The following is a 24,166-nucleotide window of genomic DNA, read 5'->3' on the forward strand; positions in this document are numbered from 1 at the left end:
GAACACAGCAGTTAAGCTTCTCAGCGCCGATGGTAGTTGGGGCATTGCCCCTGTGAGAGTAGGACGTTGCCAGGCAAAAAGTAAAACCAAGAGATGAGATAATCATCTTTTGGTTTTTTTGTATATTAGAAAATGAATTAAAAATCATATTTACAAATAAACGTACTAAACTGATAATATAGAAATAAGTAAAAGGAGGAGATCTAAAATGCAAGCTTTTTTTCAAAACTTAATTGATGACCATTTTCTCCTCATAATCGTACGTGTCCTTGTTGCCCTAGTATTATCAGGATTAATAGGATTTGAACGCGAACTAAAAAACCATTCAGCTGGATTTAGGACCCATATCTTAGTTGGGGTTGGTGCGTGTTTAATGATGCTTTTATCTTTATATGGCTTTGAGGCTTATATTGAAAAGTACGATAATGTTCGATTTGATCCTGCACGTATTCCTTCTTATGTTATTAGTGGGATAGGTTTCTTAGGGGCAGGAACCATTATGGTGTATGGTGGAACCATTAGAGGGTTAACAACTGCTGCATCTATTTGGGCTGTTGCTGGTCTTGGTCTTGTTGTTGGGGCTGGTATGTATGCTGTTGCGGTATTTACTACATTAATTATCTTACTAAGCCTAGTTTTCCTTAATAATTTTGAAAAGCTATTTACGAGGGGAAAGAATTCGTTAGTTCTAGAAATTATATCCTATTCAGGGCTAGCAATTAATAAGGTAGTTTCTGTATTAGAGGAAATGGAATTAAAAGTGAGACAAGTGGAAGTAATCAAAGTGGAAAATGATTTAAAAAGTATTTTTATCAAAGTAGAATCAAAAGAAGATCTTAATAAAATAGAACTGTTTGAAAGTTTATCTAGAATAGATGCGGTAAAGAGTGTATCGGAAAGATAAATTTACATGCGACTTAGAAAACCTGTACATTATGAACACGTGTGCAGGTTTTTTAATATTATTTTATTGAAGCATACATGGTTTTGATTTTCATGAATTTGTCTACAATAGAAATTGTATGATAGTTGCATCTGATAAAAATTGAAGTATAATATAAGTAAAGTCAAAGATAGTCAAAGTCAGGATGATGGACTTACTTAAGATTACTCACTGAAATTAGGAGGGTATCAAATGAGCAATATTTCAGATGTAATTGAAGAATATTTAAAAAAGGTTTTACAAGCAAAAGGGCAAGATGCTATTGAAATAAAACGTAGTGAAATAGCAGATCGATTTCAATGTGTTCCATCACAGATAAATTATGTCATTAATACACGTTTCACCATGGAAAAGGGTTATATTGTGGAAAGTAAACGCGGTGGTGGAGGATATATTCGAATCATTCGTGTTAAGCACCGAGATAAATCTGAACTTATAGATGAAATTATTCACCTTATTAATCCGCAAGTAACACAGCAAGCGGCTTTGAATGTATTAGAACGACTTTTAGAAGAAGACATCATAACCGAAAGAGAAGCCAAAATTATGGCTAATGGAATTAGTAGGGATACATTAGCATTTAAATTGCCATTAAGGGATGAAATAAGAGCAAGAATTTTAACCTCCATGCTTACAACTTTAAAGTACTTATAATTAATTGGTTTCATACTTTTAATAAGGGGGAAACAGAGTGGAGTGTCAGGAATGTCATCAACGGCCAGCTACTTTGCATTATACACAAGTAATTAATGGACATAAGACGGAAATTCAAATTTGTGAAGTTTGTGCAAAAGAAAAAGGGTACATGACTTATCCAGAAGAAGGATATTCTCTTCATAATCTCTTAACAGGGCTATTTAATTTTGAGTCTGGTCCTGTCGGGTCACCTGGTACCCATTTGCAAAAGGAAAAGGAAACCACATGTCCTAAATGTGGAATGACCTTTACCGAGTTTAAGCAAATCGGTAAATTTGGATGTGTTGAGTGCTATCATGCGTTTTCTACTAATCTTAACCCAATTTTCCGTCGAGTCCATAGTGGAAATACGGAACATAGAGGGAAGATTCCGAAACGTAAGGGTGGTAGTTTACACCTTAAGAAACAATTGGCTGCTTATAAAGCAGAACTACAGGATTTAATTATTAACGAAGAGTTTGAACAAGCTGCTGTAATACGCGATAAAATTAAGGAATTAGATGCTAAGATTAATCGGAAAGAAACGGGTGATAACAATGACGCTTCAACATTTCATGAATGAGGCTATTAGTCCTTGGATGCGTGAACAAGGTCCAGATCATGATATTGTACTAAGTAGTCGCATCCGTTTAGCACGTAATTTTGCAGATATGCCATTTCCAATCATTGCCGATCAGAAAGATTTAGACCAAATTCGCAAATTTTTTAAACAGGAATATGAGCATACGTCTTTTGAAGAATATAAAAACTTTGAATTTATTTCGATTCGGGATTTAACTGCGATTGAAAAGAGTGTGTTAGTGGAAAAACATCTCATCAGTCCGTTACTTGCCAAAAAGGAAGGTGCAGCGGCAGCGCTCATCTCGCAAAATGAGCAAGTTTCCGTCATGATAAATGAAGAGGATCATATTCGAATTCAAATTTATTTTCCAGGTCTTCAACTGACGAAGGCATTAAATAAAGCATTACAATTTGATGATTGGATAGAAGAAAAGGTAAATTATGCATTTGATGAAAAACGCGGTTTCTTAACAAGCTGCCCAACTAATGTTGGTACTGGGATGAGAGCATCTGTGATGATGCATTTACCAGCTCTTGCAATGACGAAACAGATAAATCGAATGATGCCAGCTATCAATCAACTAGGACTAGTTGTCAGAGGAATCTATGGTGAAGGTAGTGAGGCGTTAGGTAACATCTTCCAAATTTCCAACCAAATTACACTCGGAAAAGCAGAAGAACATATCATAGAAGATTTGGAGAGTGTTGTTCAACAATTAATTGAGCATGAACGGAAAGCACGTACTAGAATTTTAGAACAATCTAGTATCGAGCTAGAGGATCGTATTTTCCGTTCGTTTGGCGTATTGGAATATAGTAGAATTATTGAATCAAAAGAAGCTGCGAGATGTTTATCAAATGTTCGATTAGGAATTGACTTAGGAATCATTAAAAATGTATCACGTAATATACTTAATGAACTGATGGTTTTAACACAACCAGGGTTCTTGCAGCATTATGCAAAAAAGACGTTAACAGCTTCAGAGAGAGATATACTTAGAGCGTCTTTAATCCGGGAACGATTACAAATTGAGGAATAGGTAGGAGGAATCTTATATGATGTTTGGACGTTTTACTGAGAGAGCACAGAAAGTTTTAGCCTTATCACAAGAAGAAGCCGTACGTCTAGGTCACAACAATATTGGTACGGAGCATATTCTTCTTGGATTAGTACGTGAAGGGGAAGGAATAGCTGCAAAAGCATTAGAATCTCTTGGGCTAGAAGTTTCTAAAATACAAGAAGAAGTGGAAAAGTTAATCGGAACAGGCAAGCAACCTATGCAAACCATCCACTATACACCAAGAGCGAAAAAGGTTGTGGAGCTATCCCAGGATGAGGCGCGTAAACTTGGTCATTCCTATGTAGGTACGGAACATATTTTATTAGGATTAATTCGAGAAGGCGAAGGTGTTGCTGCTCGAGTTTTAAATAATCTAGGTGTTAGTCTAAATAAAGCAAGACAACAAGTTCTACAATTATTAGGTAGTAATGAGTCTCAAGCAGGAAGACAAGGAAGAGGGCAAGCTACCAATGCGAATACCCCGACATTGGATTCATTAGCTCGTGACTTAACAGCTAGTGCAAAAGAGGGCAATATTGACCCGGTAATAGGTAGAAGTAAAGAAATCGAACGTGTTATCCAAGTATTGAGCCGTCGTACAAAAAACAACCCAGTATTAATCGGCGAACCAGGGGTTGGTAAGACAGCGGTAGCGGAAGGATTAGCACAGCAAATCGTAAATAATGAAGTTCCAGAAACATTACGTGATAAGCGTGTAATGACGCTTGATATGGGTACGGTTGTTGCGGGTACAAAATATCGTGGAGAGTTTGAAGATCGCCTGAAGAAGGTGATGGAAGAAATTCGCCAAGCCGGAAATATCATTCTATTCATTGATGAGTTACACACGTTAATTGGCGCAGGTGGTGCGGAAGGTGCCATTGATGCATCCAATATTTTAAAACCATCCTTAGCACGTGGGGAGTTACAATGTATTGGAGCTACGACATTAGAAGAGTATCGTAAATACATTGAAAAGGATGCAGCTCTTGAAAGACGTTTCCAGCCAATTCAAGTGGATGAGCCGACATTAGATGAAACGATTCAAATTTTAAAAGGACTACGTGACCGCTATGAAGCTCACCACCGTGTAACGATTACCGATGAGGCGATTGAAGCGGCTGCCAAGTTATCAGACAGATATATTACCGATCGCTTCTTACCTGATAAAGCAATTGATTTAATTGATGAAGCAGGTTCAAAAGTAAGGTTACGTTCTTACACGGTTCCACCGAATTTAAAGGACTTAGAACAAAAGCTTGAGGAAGTGCGTAAGGAAAAAGATGCAGCTGTACAAAGTCAAGAATTTGAAAAAGCAGCTTCTTTAAGAGATTCGGAACAACGACTTCGTGAACAATTAGAAACAACGAAAAATGAATGGAAAGAAAAACAAGGTCAAGAAGATTCCCAGGTAACGGTTGAAGATATCGCAAGTATCGTATCCATTTGGACTGGTGTACCTGTTTCGAAATTAACGAAGGATGAAAGCGAACGCCTACTTAATCTAGAAGACGTATTACATGACCGTGTTATTGGCCAAGGGGAAGCGGTTAAAGCTGTTTCTAAGGCGATTAGAAGAGCACGAGCAGGCCTTAAAGATCCGAAGCGTCCAATTGGTTCCTTTATCTTCTTAGGACCAACAGGGGTAGGTAAAACGGAATTAGCACGTGCATTAGCTGAAGCAATGTTTGCTGATGAAGATGCGATGATTCGGATTGATATGTCAGAGTACATGGAAAAGCACTCCACATCACGTCTTGTAGGTTCACCTCCAGGATATGTTGGATATGAAGAGGGGGGCCAGCTAACGGAAAAAGTTCGTAGAAAGCCGTACTCTGTAGTACTACTTGACGAAATTGAAAAAGCACACCCAGAAGTATTTAACATTCTACTACAAGTATTAGAGGATGGTCGCTTAACAGATTCAAAAGGGCGTGTCGTAGATTTCCGTAATACGGTGTTAATCATGACTTCTAATGTTGGAGCAAGTGAACTTAAACGTAATAAGTATGTTGGCTTCAACTTAGGTGACGAAAACAAGGACTATGACAATATGAAATCTAAAGTAATGGATGAGTTGAAAAAAGCATTCCGTCCGGAGTTCTTAAACCGAATTGATGAGACAATCGTATTCCATTCTTTAGAGAAGAAGCATATGAAATCCATTGTTACGCTTATGATTAAAGATGTTCAAAAGCGTTTAGTGGAACAAAACATAGACTTTACACTAACGGATAAAGCGGTTGAAAAAATTGCTAACGAAGGATTTGATCCAGAATATGGTGCAAGACCATTAAGAAGATCCATCCAAAAAAATATAGAAGATTTATTATCAGAGGAATTACTGAAGGGTACGATAAAAATTGGAGAAAAAGTAAAAATCGGCCTCAACAACAAAGGCGATTTCATCATTTTATCCTAATGAAAATTTCGTTCCCTCACCAAAAAACTAGAAGGAATCCCCCCTTCTAGTTTTTTTCGTAACTTAAAAAATATGATAAGATGCTACTTAAAAAAGATTCTATAAATTTGTCACCGAAAAGTAAGGATAAAATATATCGTTATTCCACTGAGCGGACTGAATCCCCGGAGACTCCCGCGGAATAAGTGGCTAGGGTGAGCGCCTGCGGTTTCGGTGGGCAATTATTGAAAAGCATCTTAAAAATTATATGAAAAATATGTGGCAAACTTTAGGAAAATAATACTAAATTGATAGATAACTGTAACCATAGCAACACTTTATACGTATATAATAGAGATATCCGAAAGGACTGATATCAGTGGCAAAAAGAAAAACAAAATTTGTTTGCCAAGAATGTGGATATGAATCAGCAAAGTGGATGGGGAAATGTCCAGGCTGTAACAACTGGAATAGCTTTGTTGAAGAAACTGAAATTACAGGTAAACAATCAAGACATACATTTAGTGGCATATCTAGTGCCGGAAGCAAACCAGAAAAAATCACATCCATAGAATCACGAGACGAACCACGTATTACAACGAACCTAAATGAATTAAATCGAGTGCTCGGCGGCGGGGTAGTTCCAGGTTCATTAGTACTTATCGGAGGGGACCCAGGGATTGGGAAGTCCACTCTACTATTACAAGTCTCTTCACAACTAGCAGAGAAACAGCTACCCGTTCTCTATATATCTGGTGAAGAATCTACTAGACAAACGAAGCTCCGCGCAGATCGCTTAGGAGTAAGCTCGGATTTACTTTACGTCCTATCGGAAACAAATTTGCTGACGATTACGAATCATATCGATCATTTAAAGCCATCACTGGTCATTATTGACTCGATTCAAACGATTTATCGAGAAGAGGTTACTAGTGCACCTGGTAGTGTATCCCAGGTAAGAGAATGTACTAGTGAGTTAATGCGAATTGCTAAAACGACAGGTGTTCCTATTTTTATTGTTGGACATGTAACGAAAGAAGGAGCAATTGCAGGTCCAAGGTTACTCGAACACATGGTAGATACGGTGCTTTACTTTGAAGGGGAAAGACATCATACGTATCGTATACTACGTGGTGTGAAAAACCGTTTTGGTAGTACGAATGAGATGGGAATTTTTGAAATGAAGGAAGAAGGACTACGAGAAGTGCTGAATCCTTCGGAAATATTTTTAGAAGAACGATCTCAAGGTACTGCAGGATCAACGGTTGTTGCATCAATGGAAGGCACTAGACCTGTATTAGTGGAAATTCAAGCATTAGTCTCCCCATCAAGTTTTGGTAATCCGAGAAGGATGGCTACCGGAATTGATCATAATCGGGTGTCCTTACTGATGGCTGTTTTAGAGAAGCGGGTTGGACTTATGCTGCAAAACCAAGATGCTTATATTAAAGTTGCTGGTGGAGTGAAATTGGACGAGCCAGCAATTGATTTAGCGACAGCTGTAAGTATTGCTTCCAGCTTTCGAGATATTCCGACACGACCAGATGATATTTTTATAGGAGAAGTTGGATTAACCGGTGAAATAAGAAGAGTATCCAGAATAGAACAACGAGTTCAAGAGGCTCGAAAACTTGGTTTTAAACGGGTTATTTGTCCACAAAACAACTTAGAAGGTTGGACAATACCGAAAGATATTAGTGTAATTGGTGTTAAAACTATCCAAGAAGCGCTAGATATAGCCATACCAAGATAATAGATTAGAAAAAAATAATAGAAAATTGTCGAATTTTGATTGACTTTGTATTTTTACTGTGATAAAATTTATGGTTTTACCAGTTTGAATGTTTTTTGAAGCTATGCTATGATGGTGAAGTACTACTCTATTTTGGCAGAATGAGAAAGCTTAAAACTTTCCTATTTCCACATATGCGAAGTAAGCATTGCCTAAATACTTTGCGAACGCCAAGTTTACTAAAAAATAATGGTTATTATTTTAGGTTAATAGGCAATAATAATGGTTAGGAGGTGACAGTGGTGCTGAAAAAGATTGTACATTTATTCTTTATAATTTCAGGGGGTACCATTGGGTATTTATATATACCATATGTTATTAAGCTATTAGATTTTACTGATATGAATTGGATTGAATCACCGTATTTAGGTGCTGTAGTAGGTGCAATTATTTTATTTGTTATTTCCTATCTAGTAACGGATTATATTGTAGATTTCTTAAGATGGATAGAAGAGGGACTAGTTAAAATCCCAATTGGTGATTTACTCTTTGGAAGTCTAGGACTTATAATCGGTCTAGTTACGGCATTTTTAATTAACTTACCAATCCAAGAGACAAAGATTGAATTTGTATCACAAGTAATTCCGCTTTTTGTTACGATTCTGTTAGGTTATTTCGGATTCCAGGTTGGATTTAGACGACGTGATGAATTAATTAATCTGTTAAGTATCAACAAGAAAGAGAAGAAAAAAGGTTCCACCGACAATGACAATATAGATTCAAATGAACCACGACCTAAAATACTAGATACTAGTGTTATTATTGATGGACGTATTGCGGACATTTGCCAAACAAGCTTTATTGAAGGAACCATTGTGATTCCGCAATTTGTTTTAGGGGAATTACAGCATATTGCTGATTCATCAGACGTTCTGAAACGAAATCGTGGTAGACGTGGTCTAGATGTATTGAATCGTATCCAAAAGGATTTACCTATTAAAGTAGAAATCTACGAAGGCGATTTTGAAGATATACAAGAAGTAGATAGTAAACTGATTAAATTAGCTAAAGTAATTGATGGTATTGTGGTGACGAATGACTTTAACCTTAATAAAGTATGTGATTTGCAAGGTGTTCATGTATTAAATATTAATGATCTTGCAAATGCAGTAAAACCGGTCGTCTTACCTGGTGAAGAATTAATGGTTCAAGTGATTAAAGATGGGAAAGAGCAAAATCAAGGCATTGCTTATTTAGATGATGGCACGATGATTGTGGTGGAAGAAGGCAGAAATTATATTGGAAAAACGATAGAAGTACTTATAACTAGTGTTTTACAAACCTCTGCTGGACGTATGATCTTCGCAAAGCCAAAATTACTTGAAAAAGCATTATAAAAAGGGTATAACTTATATTGGAGATTGACAATAAATAAAAAGTGATAACAGTCAGTGTTATCACTTTTTGTTATAATGTTATAGGAAGTTATGACAAGTAATGTTTTATACATAAATTTAGAAAAGAAGGTAGAGACGGTTATGACAAAAGAAGTTCGAGTACGTTATGCGCCAAGTCCAACTGGGCATTTACATATTGGAAATACACGTACGGCGTTATTTAACTATTTATATGCGAAACATTTTGATGGAAAGTTTATTATTCGTATTGAAGATACGGATGAGAAGCGTAATGTTGAAGGTGGAGAAGAAAGTCAGCTTAAATATTTAAAATGGCTAGGCGTCGAATGGGATGAAGGTGCCGATGTAGGTGGAAATTATGGACCATATCGTCAAATGGAACGCTTAGATATTTATAATAAATATGTGGATGAATTGCTTGAAAAAGGATTGGCATATAAGTGTTACATGACAGAAGAAGAGCTTGAACAAGAACGTGAAGAGCAAATTGCCAATAGTGAACCGCCTAAATATGGTGGGAAGCATCGCGATCTAACGCCGGAACAAATCGCGGCTTTTGAAGCGGAAGGTAGAACACCAAGTATCCGTTTCCGTGTGCCAGATAATGTAACGTATACATTTGAAGATATTGTACGGGGTACAATTAAATTCGAATCAAGTGATTTCGGTGACTGGGTAATCGTAAAGAAAAATGGTGTTCCAACGTATAACTTTGCGGTTGCCATCGATGATCATTTAATGGCTATTACCCATGTTCTTCGTGGTGAGGAGCATATTTCCAATACACCAAAACAGCTAATGATTTATGATGCATTTGGTTGGGAAGCACCTAAATTTGGTCATATGACATTAATCTTAAATGAAGATCGTAAGAAGTTAAGTAAACGTGATAATCATATTCTTCAGTTCATCGAACAGTATAAAAATCTTGGTTACTTACCAGAAGCACTATTTAACTTTATTGCATTATTAGGCTGGTCTCCTGTTGGGGAAGAAGAGATATTCACGCAAGAAAAATTAATCGAAATCTTTGATCCAGAAAGATTGTCTACATCACCGGCTATTTTCGATGTTCAAAAGTTAAAATGGATGAACAATGAATATATTAAAGCAGCTGACTTAGATAAAGTAATTGACCTAGCACTTCCGCATTTAATAGAAGCGGGAAGAGTACCAGAAAACATGGATGCAAAAACAAAAGAGTGGGTTGAGAAAGTTATTGGCTTATACCATGAGCAATTACGTTACGGTAAGGAAATCGTAGAGCTGTCTGAAATGTTCTTTACAAAAGAAGTTGAACTTGATGAAGAGGCAAAGGCTGTACTAGCTGAAGAGCAAGTTCCAGAGGTATTACAAGTATTTACCGATAAACTAATTCACCTAGAAGAATTTAATAAAGACTCAATCAAAGACCAAATCAAAGCAACCCAAAAAGAAACAGGTCACCGTGGTAAAAAACTATTCATGCCAATCCGAGTAGCAACAACTGGCCAAACCCATGGCCCAGAACTACCACTAGCTATCGAACTACTAGGAAAAGACCTAATCGTAGAAAGACTAGACAACCTACTAAAAAATCTAGGTGCTTAAGTTTTGATAGGAAGTCTTAGATAATTAATATAATATGTGAATCTTTATTCCAGCCGCAGTCCTGGCCATTAGCTCAAAATATTTGAGCATAGTGATTCACATTTCAACCAAACTATAATATAGTATTAATACAATAAATAAAGAACGTTGATAAGGGAAAGTAATAGCTAGTAGATTACTCAGAGAAAATCACCATGGCTGGAAGTGATTTTAATCGCTAACTATGAAGTGCTCCTTTGAGTCCGTTATGGAAAGGTCTAGTACATAACGGCGGTTCTCTCCCGTTATGAGAGCATGAGTTGGGGGGGGTTATTTCCTCCAAACAGAGTGGAACCGCGCGAAAAGCGTCTCTGTGTTTTAACACAGGGGCGTTTTTTATTTGTTTAATATTATTTTTCCTTTCCAAAGGGGGATGTAACATGGGGTTTTTTAAACGAATGAAAGAAGATATGGATGTTGTTTTCGAGCAAGATCCTGCAGCAAGAACCTATTTTGAAGTGTTTTTAACCTATTCAGGCTTACATGCTGTTTGGTCCCATCGCATTGCACATGCATTCTATAAACGAAAACTATTCTTTATTGCCCGGGTTATATCGCAAATTAGCCGCTTTTTTACTGGCATCGAAATACACCCAGGAGCAAAAATTGGCCGCAGATTGTTTATTGACCATGGAATGGGAGTCGTCATTGGAGAGACGTGTGAGATTGGGGACAATGTAACCATTTTCCAAGGTGTAACACTCGGTGGTACAGGGAAAGAAAAAGGAAAAAGACATCCTACGATAAAAGATAATGCCTTAATCGCATCTGGTGCAAAAGTTTTAGGATCGATCACGATTGGAGAAAATGCCAAAATAGGCGCTGGTTCTGTCGTGCTGAAAGATGTTCCAGATAATTCAACAGTTGTAGGAATTCCTGGAAAGGTAGTCATTCAAGATGGAAAGAAGGTTATGCGTTTAGACCATCACAAACTACCTGATCCTGTTGAAGAAAAATGTAGCGATCTACAAGCAGAAATTGACCAATTAAAAGCTGAAATTACAAAACTGAAGGAAGGGAATTAGGATATGTCGATCACAATTTATAATACATTAACTCGTGAAAAACAAGAATTTAAACCAATAGAAGATGGGAAAGTTCGGATGTATGTATGTGGTCCAACCGTTTACAACTACATTCATATTGGAAATGCGCGTCCTGCCATTGTTTTTGATACAGTTAGAAGATATTTAGAATATAAGGGCTATGAAGTAGATTATGTTCTTAACTTTACCGATGTAGATGACAAAATTATTAAACGAGCGAATGAGTTAGGTGAAGATGTGTTTGCTGTTTCGGATAAATATATCGATGCCTATTTAGAAGACGTTAGTAAATTAGGGGTTAAAAAAGCAACGTATAATCCACGAGTGACGGATACAATGCAAGATATTATCTCCTTCATAAAAGAACTAGTCGACAAAGGCTTTGCTTATGAAGCGGATGGTGATGTTTACTTTAAGCCGAGAGCTTTTGAGGGATATGGTAAGCTTTCCCATCAGTCCATTGATGAACTAAGGTCTGGTGCTAGAATTCAAATCGGTGAGAAAAAGGATGATCCGTTAGACTTTGCCTTATGGAAAAATGCAAAAGAGGGGGAAATTTCTTGGGATTCACCTTGGGGGAAAGGTCGTCCTGGCTGGCATATTGAATGCTCGGCAATGGCGAAGAAATATCTTGGAGAGACGATTGATATCCACGCAGGTGGGCAAGATTTAACCTTCCCACATCACGAGAATGAGATTGCTCAATCTGAAGCGAATAACGGAAAAACTTTTGCAAACTATTGGATGCATAATGGGTATATTAATATTAATAACGAAAAAATGTCTAAATCCTTAGGGAACTTTGTGTTAACAAGAGACCTATTAGCGCAATATGACCCTAATGTTATTCGCTTCTTTATGCTCAGTGTTCAGTATAGACATCCAATCAATTTCTCAGAAGAGTTACTAGAATCAGCTGCAAATAGTTTAGATCGAATCTTGACTTCTTATCAGAACCTAGAGCATCGAAAAGCATCAAGTACGAATCTGGAACGTAATGAAGCGGAATGGTTAACTAAAATTGATGCTGTGAAAAAACGTTTTGAACAGGAAATGGATGATGATTTTAATACTGCAAATGCTATTTCTGTCTTATTTGATTTAACGAAAGAAGCGAATGTTTATTTGAATCAAGACCACACGTCCGGAAATGTGATTAACGCTTTTCAAGAAACGATAAAAGCATTCCTAGAAATCCTTGGCGTTACAGTGGAAAATGAAGCGGAATTGTTGGATGAAGATATTGAAGCATTGATTGAAGAAAGAAATGAAGCGAGGAAAGCTCGTAATTTCGCCCGTGCAGATGAGATCCGTGATCTATTAAAAGAGAAAAACATTATCTTAGAGGACACACCTCAAGGGGTTCGTTGGAAAAGGGGCTAGTACATGGAAACTGATATAAAACAGATGAAGAGTTTAGCCCTCGCCTATATGGGTGATGCAATCTATGAAGTGTATGTTCGAGAACATTTATTAGAAAAAGGATCGGTTAAACCGAATCAATTACATCAAGAAGCGATTACCTTTGTATCAGCGAAAGCGCAAAGCTTTGTCCTACGGGATTGGTTAGAAAACGGAATTCTAACAGAGGAAGAGGAGCGGATTGTTGCAAGGGGAAGAAATGCAAAGTCCGGCTCCGTTCCTAAAAACACCGATGTCGTAACATACCGTCACTCCACAGCGTTTGAGGCGTTGATAGGGTTTCATTACTTATCTAAAAATGAGACAAGATTACAAGAATTGATAAATTTAGCGATTGAACAATTAGAAAGGAGGAATAGCTAGATGGATCATGAAAAAACCGAACAGGAAATGATTATTGGGAAAAACCCGGTAATAGAAGCATTAAATTCAGGAAGATCCGTAAATAAAGTACTTATTTCGGACCAATTAAATTCTAGTGCTCAAGGGAAAATCATTCAGCTAGGAAAACAAGCAGGAACTATTGTACAAAAGGTACCAAAGAATAAACTAGACCATTTAACAGATGGGAATCACCAAGGGGTAATAGCTTATGTCGCTTCCTACCAATATGCTTCATTAGATGATTTATTTGCACGAGCAAAGGAACGAAATGAAGATCCGTTCTTTATTATTTTAGATGAATTAGAAGATCCACATAACCTAGGTTCGATTTTACGTACTGCAGATGCTACCGGTGCACATGGTGTCATTATCCCGAAAAGACGTTCAGTAGGTTTAACTGCGACTGTTGCGAAGACGGCAGCTGGGGCGCTAGAGCATATACCAGTTGCTCGGGTTACGAATATCGCTAATACGATTGAAGAGTTAAAGGGACAAAATGTCTGGGTTGTTGGTACCGAAGCGGATGCAACGGAAGATTATCGCAAACTTGATGGAACCCTTCCAATCGCATTAGTTATTGGGAATGAAGGAAAGGGAATGAGCAGACTGGTCCGTGAAAAATGTGACTGGACAGTAAGTCTTCCGATGAAGGGGAAGGTTTCCTCGCTGAATGCTTCTGTTGCGTGTAGTCTATTGTTATATGAGGTGTATCGAAAAAGGTATCCTGTTGGTGAATAGGTTATGGTTGTATTAATCGTAGATGGCTATAATATTATCGGTGATTGGGATGAACTCAAAACGTTAAAAAAGAAAGACTTAAGCCAAGCTCGGGACCGCCTTATCGAGTTAATGGCAGAGTATCAAGCATATTCCGGTACACGAGTAATTATTGTATTCGATGCTTATTATGTTCGTGGTATAGAGAATAGGCTGAAGCAATATAAAGTTGAGATTATTTATACAAAAGAGAAAGAAACTGCCGACGAATGTATTGAACGGCTAGTAAAAAAGATAAAAAATGTAAAAACCCAAATATATGTTGCAACCTCAGACTACACCGAGCAACGGGTTACGTTTGGACAAGGGGCATTACGAAAATCTGCTCGAGAGCTAGCGATAGAGCTAACCAATCTTGAACGCGAAATCACAAGTAGTGTCACTAAACACCAGCAGTCGAAACCAAAGTCAAAAATACCATTAAATGATGACATATTAGAGAAGTTTGAAAAATGGAGAAGAGGGAAAATGTAGAGGTGCACTTTCCTGATTCTCTTTTTGTTTGGGGAAAGCGTTAATTCCTAGTACAGCTTTTTACTTCCGATTATGTAAACCGTTTGAAAATTAAAGCTATTGAGTTATTAAATCGCTTACTGTATAATGTTTTTAACAATTGACTACTTGTCAAGGAGGCTTTCCGGATGAACATCAAGCAATTAACCGAAGATAGCGACAAATTAGTTGCGCTTGATGATGATGAGATTTTAGAGTTAATCCATCAAGGTGATAATCAGGCATTAGACTATTTAATTACGAAGTATAAAAACTTTGTCCGGGCAAAAGCGAGAACATATTTTTTAATTGGAGCGGATAAAGAGGATATTATTCAAGAAGGAATGATAGGCCTCTACAAAGCGATTCGCGATTATAACGAAGGTAAGATGACTTCGTTTAAAGCATTTGCCGAATTGTGTATTACAAGGCAAATTATTACCGCTATTAAAACCGCAACGAGACAAAAACATATTCCACTTAATTCTTATGTTTCATTGGACAAGCCTATTTATGATGAAGAGTCCGATAGAACATTACTGGATGTTATCGCAGGATCAAAGGCAATTGATCCACAAGAATTACTCGTTAATCAAGAAAAATTTGGTGATATGGAAATAAAGCTTTCTGAGCTCTTAAGTGAATTTGAGAGAGGCGTCTTACAATTGTACTTAGAAGGACGTACCTATCAAGAAATATCAGCAGATTTAAATCGGCATGTAAAATCGATTGATAACGCCCTGCAAAGAGTAAAACGAAAGCTTGAACAGCTGATGGAGACTAATGAAGTAAGTCTTTAGGGCGCCATTGACATGTGCTGACAAGCATGCTACATTTAAATGAGGAAATATCCCGAAATACGGGGTGAAAGTATGACGAAAAAGATTATATTAGCGTGTGCAATTTGTTCTAGCAGAAATTATACTACGACTAAGAATGTATCCACACAAGCTGATCGCATGGAAGTGCGCAAATATTGTAAAACCTGTGGTGAGCATACATTGCATCGCGAAACAAAATAAATTAACCTAGTAAACGTTTTACGCATCTTCAGGGCCTAAGTTTGGGGAGGGTACAAGCATGTTTAAGTTTCTAAGTAACGTATCGAAAGAAATGAAGAAGGTTAGCTGGCCAAAAGGTAAAGAGCTAACAAGCTATACAGTAGTTGTAATATCAACAGTAATCTTTATGGCGATTTTCTTTGGATTAGTTGATTTAGGTATATCACAAGTGTTGAACTTATTTTTTGAATAATTTTCCTACAAATATGTTATAATGAAAAATAGATAAGGAAATTTTTGAAAAACCCGGAAAATCTACGGGTTTTTTTAATATGTATTTTTCTATTGCGATAGTAATTTCACGGATTAAGGGAGGGAAGGGCAACATAATTGTCCTAAATGAATGGAGAAAAATTGGTATGTTATTCATACGTACTCAGGATATGAGAACAAAGTAAAAGCAAATTTAGAAAAGCGTGTGGAAACGATGGGAATGGAAGATAAAATCTTCAGAGTCATCGTTCCTGAGGAAGAAGAAACAGAAATAAAAAACGGGAAGAAAAAAGTCTTGAAAAAGAAAGTGTTCCCAGGCTATGTATTAGCTGAAATGATCATGACAGATGATTCTTGGTATGTTGTTCGTAACACACCAGGAGTAACAGGTTTCATCGGTTCAAGTGGTGGAGGAACAAAACCAACCCCATTAATGCCAGGAGAAGCAGAAGCAATCCTTAAACGAATGGGTATGGCAGAACCTGTCATCCAGGTAGACTTTGAACTTAAAGAAAACGTTCGCGTAACCGACGGACCATTCTCAAACTTCACCGGATCCATCGAGCACATTGACATGGACAAACAAAAAGTAAAAGTCCACGTCAACATGTTCGGCCGAGAAACCCCAGTAGAACTAGACTTCTCTCAAATTGAGAAAATATAATATTCGAAAAATATAAGGTTTTTAAAAGAAAAGTTATAGAATAAAGCAAGAGAAAAAAAGTAAATGTTCGCACTGAGCGGCCTGTATACACGGAGACTCCTGCGGGAGGATAGGCATAGGTGAGACCCTTGGATGCCCCTGCGTCTGCAAGTAATGCTTCGAAGTAGGCTTCCTCGGGGCAAGGCTGCAGAGAAGTTATCTCAAGTAGCAGCCTGGCTCACCAGCCGCCCGCGGCAAGGTAGACACTGCGAGGTAGTTTCGAGCAGATGTCGCTCCTGTGCTGGAAGTAAAAGCGAAGTGTATCCGTGCCGCGGACAAGGCAAGAAACACTGAAGAGAGTATTTTGCTTTAGAAAGGCACTTGCTTTTTTTTCTAATACATGCTAAAATTCTTTTGTTATTCATGCCCTAGAAGGGAACATGAAAACCTGAGTGGGAGGGGAAAATCCCCAATTACCACATCACGGACTTTAAGGAGGTGTGTCTCGTGGCTAAAAAAGTAATCAAATTAGTTAAATTGCAAATTCCAGCTGGTAAAGCGAATCCAGCTCCACCGGTGGGACCTGCACTAGGTCAAGCTGGTGTTAATATCATGGGATTCTGTAAGGAATTCAACGCACGTACGCAAGATCAAGCTGGTTTAATCATTCCGGTTGAAATCACAGTATTTGAAGACCGTTCATTTACATTTATTACGAAAACTCCACCTGCTGCTGTATTACTTAAAAAAGCGGCTGGTCTTGAGTCTGGTTCTGGTGAACCTAATAAAACCAAAGTTGCGACTTTGAAACGTGATAAAGTAAGAGAGATTGCAGAAACTAAAATGCCAGATTTAAACGCCGCTGACGTAGAAGCAGCGATGCGCATGGTTGAAGGAACTGCACGTAGCATGGGAATTGTTATCGAAGACTAATACATTAACATGTTACGAACTAGAGGTTGCGGTGATGGTCTTCCGTTTCGCGCAACCTTTTTCATGAAAACAATCTATTGAATTTGTAGATTGTATCGCAAGCTTTATAGAAGCAAGGTCTGCTTCTATAAGTGGGAGGTACTACCGTTATTACCACATTAGAGGAGGAAATATATAATGGCTAAAAGAGGTAAAAGATATCAAGAAGCTACAAAGCTAATTGATCGTTCTAAATCTTATGATATAAACGAAGCTGTTGCTTTATTAAAAGAAACAGCAAAAGCTAAATTTGATGAAACTGTAGAAGTTGCTTTCCGTTTAGGGGTTGACCCTAAGAAAGCTGACCAACAAATCCGTGGCGCTATGGTGTTACCAAACGGTACTGGTAAAACACAACGTGTACTAGTATTCGCTAAAGGTGATAAAGTAAAAGAAGCTGAAGCGGCTGGAGCAGATTATGTTGGAGATCAAGATCTAATCAACAAAATCAACCAAGGTTGGTTTGAATTCGATGTGATCGTTGCAACTCCAGACATGATGGCTGAAGTTGGTAAATTAGGTAGAGTGTTAGGACCAAAAGGTCTTATGCCAAACCCTAAAACTGGAACAGTTACGTTCGAAGTAGAAAAAGCAATCAAAGAAATTAAAGCTGGTAAGGTTGAATATCGCGTAGATAAGCAATCTAACATCCACGTTCCAATCGGAAAAATTTCTTTCGATAACCAAAAGCTTGTTGAAAACTTCGAAGCTCTTGTTGAAACAATTGTTAAAGTTAAACCTCAAGCAGCTAAAGGGGTTTACATGAAGAACGTAGCAATTACTTCAACAATGGGACCTGGAATTAGAGTAGACGTTTCAAACTACCGTTAATTGGTAATTGACTTTTACCGTTTGATTCGATATACTAAGATTCGTGATTAATTGAATACGTTGTACCGTAGACAGTAGGTGCGAATTCGCTTAATATCCTGCCGAGGTGTCCTAAAACAAATTTAACTTTGTTTATTCGAGCCTCCATGTCTATATGGGGGCTCTTTTGATGATAAACCTAGCGCGGTATGATGGACGAAACTAACGGGAGGTGGAACAATGTCAAAAATATTGGAACAGAAACAACAAATCGTACAAGAAATCGCTGATAAATTCCGTGAAAGCCAATCAACAGTTTTAGTTGATTATCGTGGTCTTGACGTTGCAGAAGTTACTGAACTTCGTAAGCAACTTCGTGAAGCTGGTGTTGAGTTCAAAGTGTACAAAAACACCATGTCTCGTCGTGCAGCTGAAGCAGCTGAGTTAGCTGAATTAAATGAAGTATTAGTTGGGCCAACAGCTATTGCATTCAGTAAAGATGATGTAATCGCTCCAGCTAAAATCCTAAGCAACTTCGCTAAGGAACATGAAGCTTTAGAAATTAAAGCGGGTGTACTAGAAGGTAAATTAGTATCTCTTGATCAAATCAAAGAGCTTGCAGATCTACCAAACTACGAAGGTATGCTTTCTATGCTACTTTCTGTACTACAAGCACCAATGCGCAACTTTGCTTATGTTACAAAAGCTGTTGCAGAACAAAAAGAAGAACAAGGCGCGTAAGTTGATAGTAAATCAACGATTAGTCTTACCATAAAACAATTAAAATTAGGAGGAAATTAAAAATGACTAAAGAGCAAATTATCGACGCTATTAAAGAAATGTCTGTATTAGATCTTAACGATCTTGTTAAAGCTATTGAAGAAGAATTCGGAGTAACTGCTGCTGCGCCTGTTGCTGTAGCTGGTGCTGCTGCTGGTGGAGCTGCTGAAGAGAAAACTGAATTTGATGTTGTACTTGCTGATGCTGGTGCTTCTAAAATTAAAGTTGTTAAAGCAGTTCGCGAAATCACTGGTCTTGGCTTAAAAGACGCTAAAGATTTAGTAGATAACGCTCCTAAAGCTGTTAAAGAAGGCGTTTCTAAAGATGAAGCTGAAGAAGTTAAAGCTAAACTTGAAGAAGCAGGCGCTTCTGTAGAAGTTAAATAATAATTCTATTAAAATGAACATGAGCTCGTCGTAAATATTCGACGGGCTCTACATTTACACTAAGAGTCTTCCTTATAACATAAAGTAAAGTAGGTGCCCAAATGTCTGAGCATTACTTTTCGCAAAAACCCCAATCAAAAAGTTCACCCAAACATTGGAATTACAGACTGAGAGGAAAAGAATATAAATTTACAAGTGATGTCGGTGTGTTTTCTAAGAATGAAGTAGATTTTGGATCGAGGTTATTAATAGAAACATTTACTCCGCCTGAAATCCCTGGAGATGTACTCGATTTGGGCTGTGGTTATGGGCCGATAGGGATATCCATCGCTGGTGAATTGCAGAATCAATTAGTTGTGATGGCAGATGTTAATGAACGGGCATTAGCGCTAGCTGCATCTAACGCAAAACAAAACGGAGTAGAAAATGTAGAATTTGTACTGAGTGACCAATTTTCAGGATTAGAACAGAGGAAATTTGCTGCTATTTTAACAAACCCGCCCATTCGAGCTGGTAAAAATGTTGTGCATGGAATGTTTGAAGGTAGCAAACAAAGTTTACTTCAAGGTGGCGAGCTTTGGGTAGTCATTCAGAAAAAGCAAGGAGCTCCTTCTGCCATACAAAAATTAGAGTCTTTATTCGGAAATTGTGAAACGGTAGTAAAGAGTAAAGGTTATTTTATATTGCGATCAATAAATGATTGACTCAAGTAGTGGGATTATGGTAATATAATAAAATGCTAATATGGGGTTATTTTGTCAAGAGGAATTTTTTTGAAATAAAGAAAAGTGTATAATTCATCGTGATTAGGAAACAATGATAGAATCGAGATTTTAAGGGCGTTCTATCTATTTTTCACGTTTTGTCCATGTATTTTCACATAGATGTATAGGTTATTATTGCTTTTCTATTTTAAAATCATACCCCATATTTTTAGGGTTGGCAAGTAATTGTTTCACTTGAGTGAGTAGACTAATTGTTCTAGTTGTTTTCGCTTTCGTGTGTTACTTGTACATATTACCTATTTAGTTTTTTTCTGTTTTGAAACAAACGTTTCTTGATTTAAGAGGCGGATGTTTTCTAACAATATATTTAGTTATTTACATGTGAGCTTTGCTCGCAAATAAAATATGCATGATTTGAGAGGTGAAGCAGTTGACAGGTCAACTAGTTCAGTATGGACGGCACCGCCAACGTAGAAGTTATGCGCGCATCAGTGAAGTATTAGAATTGCCGAATCTAATCGAAATCCAAACCGCTTCATATCAATGGTTTATGGAAGAAGGTTTGCGAGAAATGTTCCAAGACATTTCTCCGATCGAGGACTTTACAGGTAATCTATCACTTGAGTTTGTTGATTATAGCTTAGGTGAGCCGAAGTATCCTGTAGATGAATCAAAAGAAAGAGATGTTACTTATAATGCTCCACTTCGTGTGAAAGTTCGTTTAATTAATAACGAAACTGGCGAAGTGAAAGAGCAAGAAGTCTTTATGGGAGACTTCCCTCTCATGACAGATACTGGTACGTTCATTATTAATGGTGCTGAGCGTGTAATCGTTTCTCAGCTAGTACGTTCACCTAGTGTCTATTTTAATGAAAAAATCGATAAAAACGGAAAACGTGGCGTTGCTGCAACTGTCATTCCAAACCGAGGAGCTTGGTTAGAGTTTGAAACAGATGCAAAAGATGTCGCTTATGTTCGTATTGATCGTACACGTAAATTGCCAATTACCGTACTATTACGTGCGCTTGGTTTTGGAACCGATCAAGAAATCATCGATTTAATAGGTGAAAACGAATATTTAATCAACACTCTAGAAAAAGACAATACAGAATCAACTGAAAAAGCGCTTCTAGAAATTTATGAGCGTCTGCGTCCGGGTGAACCACCTACTGTAGAAAATGCAAAAAGCTTACTAATCTCACGTTTCTTTGATCCTAAACGTTACGACCTAGCGCATGTTGGACGTTACAAGATCAATAAGAAACTTCATCTTAAAAATCGTCTGTTCAACCAAGTGTTGGCAGAACCGATTGTAGATACAGATACTGGAGAAGTTCTTGCAGAAGCAGGGGATAAGGTCGAACGTAGATTATTAGATAAAATTATCCCTTACATCGAGAAAACCGATGTAGTCTTAGGAGAACAAATTCTTGAACCACATGATGGAGTATTAGAGGATTCTATCCGCATTCAATCTATTAAGATTGTAGACCCTACTGATCCTAGTGGTGAAAGAGTACTAAACTTAATTGGTAATGCAAATATTGATTCTAGTGTAAAACATATTACACCAGCTGATATATTAGCATCTATTAGTTATTTCTTTAACTTATTACACCAAGTTGGGGACACAGATGATATCGACCACTTAGGTAATCGTAGACTTCGTTCTGTAGGTGAGTTACTACAAAACCAGTTCCGTATCGGGTTATCTCGTATGGAGCGTGTTGTTCGTGAACGTATGTCTATTCAAGATACATCTAGTGTAACACCACAACAATTAATTAATATTCGTCCTGTAATTGCGTCTATTAAAGAGTTCTTTGGTAGCTCACAGTTATCACAGTTTATGGATCAGACTAACCCGTTAGCTGAATTAACCCATAAACGTCGTCTGTCAGCTCTAGGACCTGGTGGTTTAACACGTGAGCGTGCTGGTTTTGAAGTGCGTGACGTTCACTATTCTCACTATGGTCGTATGTGTCCAATTGAAACTCCTGAAGGACCAAACATTGGATTAATTAACTCATTATCTTCTTATGCGAAAGTGAATAAATTTGGTTTTATTGAAACTCCTTATCGTCGTGTTGATCCGGACACGGGTAGAGTTACAAGCCAAATCGATTACTTAACAGCAGATGAAGAAGACAACTATGTAGTTGCCCAAGCAAATGCTAGATTGAATGAAGATGGTACTTTTGCTGATGAGGAAGTAGTTGCACGTTTCCGTGGTGAAAACACGGTTGTTGCTCGTGAGAAAATTGACTATATGGACGTTTCTCCGAAGCAGGTAGTATCTGCAGCGACAGCATGTATTCCTTTCTTAGAGAACGATGACTCTAACCGTGCTCTAATGGGAGCGAACATGCAACGTCAGGCTGTTCCGTTATTAAATCCAGAGGCACCTATCGTTGGTACTGGTATGGAATACGTTTCTGGTAAAGACTCTGGTGCGGCAATCATTTGTAGACATGATGGTGTTGTAGAAAGAGTTGAAGCAAAAGAAATTTTAGTTCGTCGTGTATCAGTGGTTGACGGTAAAGAAGTACAAGGCGATTTAGACCGTTATAAGCTTCAGAAGTTTATCCGTTCTAACCAAGGTACTTGTATAAACCAACGTCCTAACGTACAAGAAGGCAATCGTGTAACAAAAGGTGAAGTTCTTGCAGATGGACCATCCATGGAAAAAGGAGAACTTGCTCTGGGACGTAACGTATTAGTAGCGTTCATGACATGGGAAGGTTACAACTACGAGGATGCGATCATCATGAGTGAGCGCCTTGTTAAAGATGATGTATACACTTCTATTCATATTGAAGAGTATGAATCAGAAGCTCGTGATACAAAGCTTGGACCAGAAGAAATTACACGCGACATCCCTAACGTTGGGGAAGAAGCGCTTAAAAATCTAAATGAACAAGGAATTATCCGTATCGGAGCAGAAGTTTCAGATGGTGATATCCTTGTTGGTAAAGTAACACCTAAAGGGGTTACCGAGCTTTCAGCAGAAGAACGTTTGTTACATGCAATCTTCGGTGAAAAGGCACGTGAAGTTCGTGACACGTCATTACGTGTACCGCATGGTGCTGGTGGTATTGTGCTAGATGTTAAAGTCTTCAATCGTGAAGATGGCGACGAATTACCACCAGGCGTAAACGAATTAGTACGTGTTTACATCGTACAAAAGCGTAAAATCCATGAAGGGGATAAAATGGCAGGACGTCACGGTAACAAAGGGGTAATTTCCCGTATATTACCAGAAGAAGACATGCCATTCTTACCTGATGGAACGCCAGTCGATATCATGCTTAACCCACTTGGGGTACCATCACGTATGAACATCGGACAGGTGTTTGAATTGCATTTAGGTATGGCTGCAAGAGCTTTAGGTATTCATGTTGCGACACCTGTATTCGATGGAGCGACAGAACAAGATGTTTGGGATACGTTAGAAGAAGCAGGTATGCCAAGAGATGCGAAAACAATTCTGTATGATGGAAGAACCGGGGTACCATTTGATAACCGTGTATCTGTTGGTGTCATGTATATGATTAAACTAGCACACATGGTTGATGACAAATTACATGCTCGTTCAACTGGACCTTACTCACTAGTTACACAACAACCACTGGGTGGTAAAGCTCAGTTCGGTGGACAGCGTTTTGGTGAGATGGAGGTTTGGGCACTGGAAGCATACGGTGCTGCATATACACTTCAGGAAATCCTAACCGTTAAATCGGATGATGTGGTTGGACGTGTGAAGACGTATGAAGCTATCGTGAAAGGTGACAATGTCCCTGAACCGGGAGTTCCAGAATCATTTAAAGTATTAATTAAAGAATTACAGAGTCTTGGCTTAGATGTGAAAATCTTAGCAGGAGACGAATCAGAAATAGAAATGCGCGACCTTGAAGAAGAGGAAACGCAAGCGGCAAGCAAGTTGAATTTAGAAGTTGAAGAAAATTAAGGATGGCGGGGAATTGACGTATTTGTCTTTCCCCCACATCTCATTCG

23 protein-coding genes and 2 other annotated features are annotated in these 24,166 nt (G+C 38.0%); all 23 genes read left to right on the forward strand.

Annotated elements, in window-relative coordinates:
* The first annotated feature begins 208 nt into the window (after positions 1-208).
* A complete protein-coding gene (locus AB1K81_RS17920; RefSeq protein WP_412978042.1) occupies positions 209-904 on the forward strand; it encodes an MgtC/SapB family protein in 696 nt (231 codons plus the stop codon).
* 231 nt (positions 905-1,135) lie between these two features.
* Complete coding sequence (locus AB1K81_RS17925; protein WP_412978043.1) at positions 1,136-1,597, forward strand: CtsR family transcriptional regulator; 462 nt, start codon at positions 1,136-1,138, stop codon at positions 1,595-1,597.
* Between the two features lie 37 nt (positions 1,598-1,634).
* Complete coding sequence (gene mcsA, locus AB1K81_RS17930) at positions 1,635-2,201, forward strand: protein-arginine kinase activator protein McsA (protein WP_412978044.1); 567 nt, start codon at positions 1,635-1,637, stop codon at positions 2,199-2,201.
* Positions 2,176-3,240 carry a protein-arginine kinase McsB gene (mcsB, locus tag AB1K81_RS17935; protein ID WP_412978045.1) on the forward strand — a complete coding sequence of 355 codons (1,065 nt, stop codon included), beginning with the start codon at positions 2,176-2,178 and terminating at the stop codon, positions 3,238-3,240. Before mcsA ends, mcsB begins: the two co-directional genes overlap by 26 nt.
* 16 nt (positions 3,241-3,256) lie before the next feature.
* A complete protein-coding gene (clpC, locus tag AB1K81_RS17940; protein WP_412978046.1) occupies positions 3,257-5,683 on the forward strand; it encodes an ATP-dependent protease ATP-binding subunit ClpC in 2,427 nt (808 codons plus the stop codon).
* Positions 5,684-6,041: 358 nt separating this feature from the next.
* Positions 6,042-7,415: a DNA repair protein RadA gene (radA, locus tag AB1K81_RS17945; RefSeq protein WP_412978047.1), complete on the forward strand. Its 1,374-nt coding sequence runs from the start codon at positions 6,042-6,044 to the stop codon at positions 7,413-7,415.
* 281 nt (positions 7,416-7,696) lie between these two features.
* Complete coding sequence (locus tag AB1K81_RS17950; protein ID WP_412978048.1) at positions 7,697-8,791, forward strand: PIN/TRAM domain-containing protein; 1,095 nt, start codon at positions 7,697-7,699, stop codon at positions 8,789-8,791.
* 141 nt (positions 8,792-8,932) lie between these two features.
* Positions 8,933-10,402, forward strand: coding sequence for a glutamate--tRNA ligase (gene gltX, locus AB1K81_RS17955; RefSeq protein ID WP_412978096.1), 1,470 nt, complete (start codon positions 8,933-8,935; stop codon positions 10,400-10,402).
* A gap of 138 nt (positions 10,403-10,540) precedes the next feature.
* Positions 10,541-10,757: a binding site (T-box leader), on the forward strand.
* A 64-nt stretch (positions 10,758-10,821) separates the two neighbouring features.
* Complete coding sequence (gene cysE, locus AB1K81_RS17960) at positions 10,822-11,466, forward strand: serine O-acetyltransferase (protein WP_412978049.1); 645 nt, start codon at positions 10,822-10,824, stop codon at positions 11,464-11,466.
* Between the two features lie 3 nt (positions 11,467-11,469).
* Positions 11,470-12,870, forward strand: a complete 1,401-nt coding sequence (gene cysS / locus AB1K81_RS17965) for a cysteine--tRNA ligase (protein ID WP_412978050.1) — start codon at positions 11,470-11,472, stop codon at positions 12,868-12,870.
* Between the two features lie 3 nt (positions 12,871-12,873).
* Entirely contained in the window at positions 12,874-13,272 is a 399-nt protein-coding gene (locus AB1K81_RS17970) for a Mini-ribonuclease 3 (RefSeq protein WP_412978051.1), read from the forward strand.
* The gene (gene rlmB, locus AB1K81_RS17975) at positions 13,273-14,031 is read left to right on the forward strand and encodes a 23S rRNA (guanosine(2251)-2'-O)-methyltransferase RlmB (protein ID WP_412978052.1); all 759 of its coding nucleotides are present in this window, start codon (positions 13,273-13,275) and stop codon (positions 14,029-14,031) included. It abuts the gene before it with no gap.
* A 3-nt stretch (positions 14,032-14,034) separates the two neighbouring features.
* The gene (locus AB1K81_RS17980; RefSeq protein WP_412978053.1) at positions 14,035-14,544 is read left to right on the forward strand and encodes an NYN domain-containing protein; all 510 of its coding nucleotides are present in this window, start codon (positions 14,035-14,037) and stop codon (positions 14,542-14,544) included.
* Between the two features lie 167 nt (positions 14,545-14,711).
* The gene (gene sigH, locus AB1K81_RS17985; protein WP_412978054.1) at positions 14,712-15,362 is read left to right on the forward strand and encodes an RNA polymerase sporulation sigma factor SigH; all 651 of its coding nucleotides are present in this window, start codon (positions 14,712-14,714) and stop codon (positions 15,360-15,362) included.
* A gap of 72 nt (positions 15,363-15,434) precedes the next feature.
* Positions 15,435-15,584, forward strand: coding sequence for a 50S ribosomal protein L33 (rpmG, locus tag AB1K81_RS17990; protein WP_412978055.1), 150 nt, complete (start codon positions 15,435-15,437; stop codon positions 15,582-15,584).
* Positions 15,585-15,642: 58 nt separating this feature from the next.
* Complete coding sequence (gene secE, locus AB1K81_RS17995) at positions 15,643-15,816, forward strand: preprotein translocase subunit SecE (RefSeq protein WP_412978056.1); 174 nt, start codon at positions 15,643-15,645, stop codon at positions 15,814-15,816.
* 150 nt (positions 15,817-15,966) lie between these two features.
* On the forward strand, positions 15,967-16,500 hold the full coding sequence (nusG, locus tag AB1K81_RS18000; RefSeq protein ID WP_412978057.1) for a transcription termination/antitermination protein NusG: 534 nt from the start codon (positions 15,967-15,969) through the stop codon (positions 16,498-16,500).
* 486 nt (positions 16,501-16,986) lie between these two features.
* Complete coding sequence (gene rplK, locus AB1K81_RS18005; protein ID WP_010095790.1) at positions 16,987-17,412, forward strand: 50S ribosomal protein L11; 426 nt, start codon at positions 16,987-16,989, stop codon at positions 17,410-17,412.
* A gap of 177 nt (positions 17,413-17,589) precedes the next feature.
* Positions 17,590-18,282 carry a 50S ribosomal protein L1 gene (rplA, locus tag AB1K81_RS18010; protein WP_412978058.1) on the forward strand — a complete coding sequence of 231 codons (693 nt, stop codon included), beginning with the start codon at positions 17,590-17,592 and terminating at the stop codon, positions 18,280-18,282.
* Between the two features lie 47 nt (positions 18,283-18,329).
* Positions 18,330-18,459: a sequence feature (ribosomal protein L10 leader region), on the forward strand.
* 42 nt (positions 18,460-18,501) lie between these two features.
* Positions 18,502-19,002: a 50S ribosomal protein L10 gene (gene rplJ / locus AB1K81_RS18015; RefSeq protein WP_412978059.1), complete on the forward strand. Its 501-nt coding sequence runs from the start codon at positions 18,502-18,504 to the stop codon at positions 19,000-19,002.
* Positions 19,003-19,064: 62 nt separating this feature from the next.
* The gene (gene rplL / locus AB1K81_RS18020; protein ID WP_412978060.1) at positions 19,065-19,427 is read left to right on the forward strand and encodes a 50S ribosomal protein L7/L12; all 363 of its coding nucleotides are present in this window, start codon (positions 19,065-19,067) and stop codon (positions 19,425-19,427) included.
* Between the two features lie 101 nt (positions 19,428-19,528).
* On the forward strand, positions 19,529-20,131 hold the full coding sequence (locus tag AB1K81_RS18025; protein WP_412978061.1) for a class I SAM-dependent methyltransferase: 603 nt from the start codon (positions 19,529-19,531) through the stop codon (positions 20,129-20,131).
* 451 nt (positions 20,132-20,582) lie between these two features.
* Positions 20,583-24,119, forward strand: a complete 3,537-nt coding sequence (gene rpoB, locus AB1K81_RS18030) for a DNA-directed RNA polymerase subunit beta (protein WP_412978062.1) — start codon at positions 20,583-20,585, stop codon at positions 24,117-24,119.
* Positions 24,120-24,166: the final 47 nt, after the last annotated feature.

This window comes from Ornithinibacillus jepli (genome assembly GCF_047228935.1).
Lineage (GTDB): Bacteria > Bacillota > Bacilli > Bacillales > Amphibacillaceae > Ornithinibacillus.

Coding starts and splice junctions, on each gene's coding strand:
- mcsB (WP_412978045.1), top strand. CDS start 2,176: ATGACGCTTCAACATTTCATGAATGAGGCTATTAGTCCTTGGATGCGT.
- AB1K81_RS17920 (WP_412978042.1), top strand. CDS start 209: ATGCAAGCTTTTTTTCAAAACTTAATTGATGACCATTTTCTCCTCATA.
- nusG (WP_412978057.1), top strand. CDS start 15,967: ATGGAGAAAAATTGGTATGTTATTCATACGTACTCAGGATATGAGAAC.
- rlmB (WP_412978052.1), top strand. CDS start 13,273: ATGGATCATGAAAAAACCGAACAGGAAATGATTATTGGGAAAAACCCG.
- cysE (WP_412978049.1), top strand. CDS start 10,822: ATGGGGTTTTTTAAACGAATGAAAGAAGATATGGATGTTGTTTTCGAG.
- rplJ (WP_412978059.1), top strand. CDS start 18,502: ATGTCAAAAATATTGGAACAGAAACAACAAATCGTACAAGAAATCGCT.
- AB1K81_RS17970 (WP_412978051.1), top strand. CDS start 12,874: ATGGAAACTGATATAAAACAGATGAAGAGTTTAGCCCTCGCCTATATG.
- rpmG (WP_412978055.1), top strand. CDS start 15,435: ATGACGAAAAAGATTATATTAGCGTGTGCAATTTGTTCTAGCAGAAAT.
- rplL (WP_412978060.1), top strand. CDS start 19,065: ATGACTAAAGAGCAAATTATCGACGCTATTAAAGAAATGTCTGTATTA.
- AB1K81_RS17980 (WP_412978053.1), top strand. CDS start 14,035: ATGGTTGTATTAATCGTAGATGGCTATAATATTATCGGTGATTGGGAT.
- gltX (WP_412978096.1), top strand. CDS start 8,933: ATGACAAAAGAAGTTCGAGTACGTTATGCGCCAAGTCCAACTGGGCAT.
- secE (WP_412978056.1), top strand. CDS start 15,643: ATGTTTAAGTTTCTAAGTAACGTATCGAAAGAAATGAAGAAGGTTAGC.
- AB1K81_RS17925 (WP_412978043.1), top strand. CDS start 1,136: ATGAGCAATATTTCAGATGTAATTGAAGAATATTTAAAAAAGGTTTTA.
- rplA (WP_412978058.1), top strand. CDS start 17,590: ATGGCTAAAAGAGGTAAAAGATATCAAGAAGCTACAAAGCTAATTGAT.
- sigH (WP_412978054.1), top strand. CDS start 14,712: ATGAACATCAAGCAATTAACCGAAGATAGCGACAAATTAGTTGCGCTT.
- cysS (WP_412978050.1), top strand. CDS start 11,470: ATGTCGATCACAATTTATAATACATTAACTCGTGAAAAACAAGAATTT.
- AB1K81_RS18025 (WP_412978061.1), top strand. CDS start 19,529: ATGTCTGAGCATTACTTTTCGCAAAAACCCCAATCAAAAAGTTCACCC.
- clpC (WP_412978046.1), top strand. CDS start 3,257: ATGATGTTTGGACGTTTTACTGAGAGAGCACAGAAAGTTTTAGCCTTA.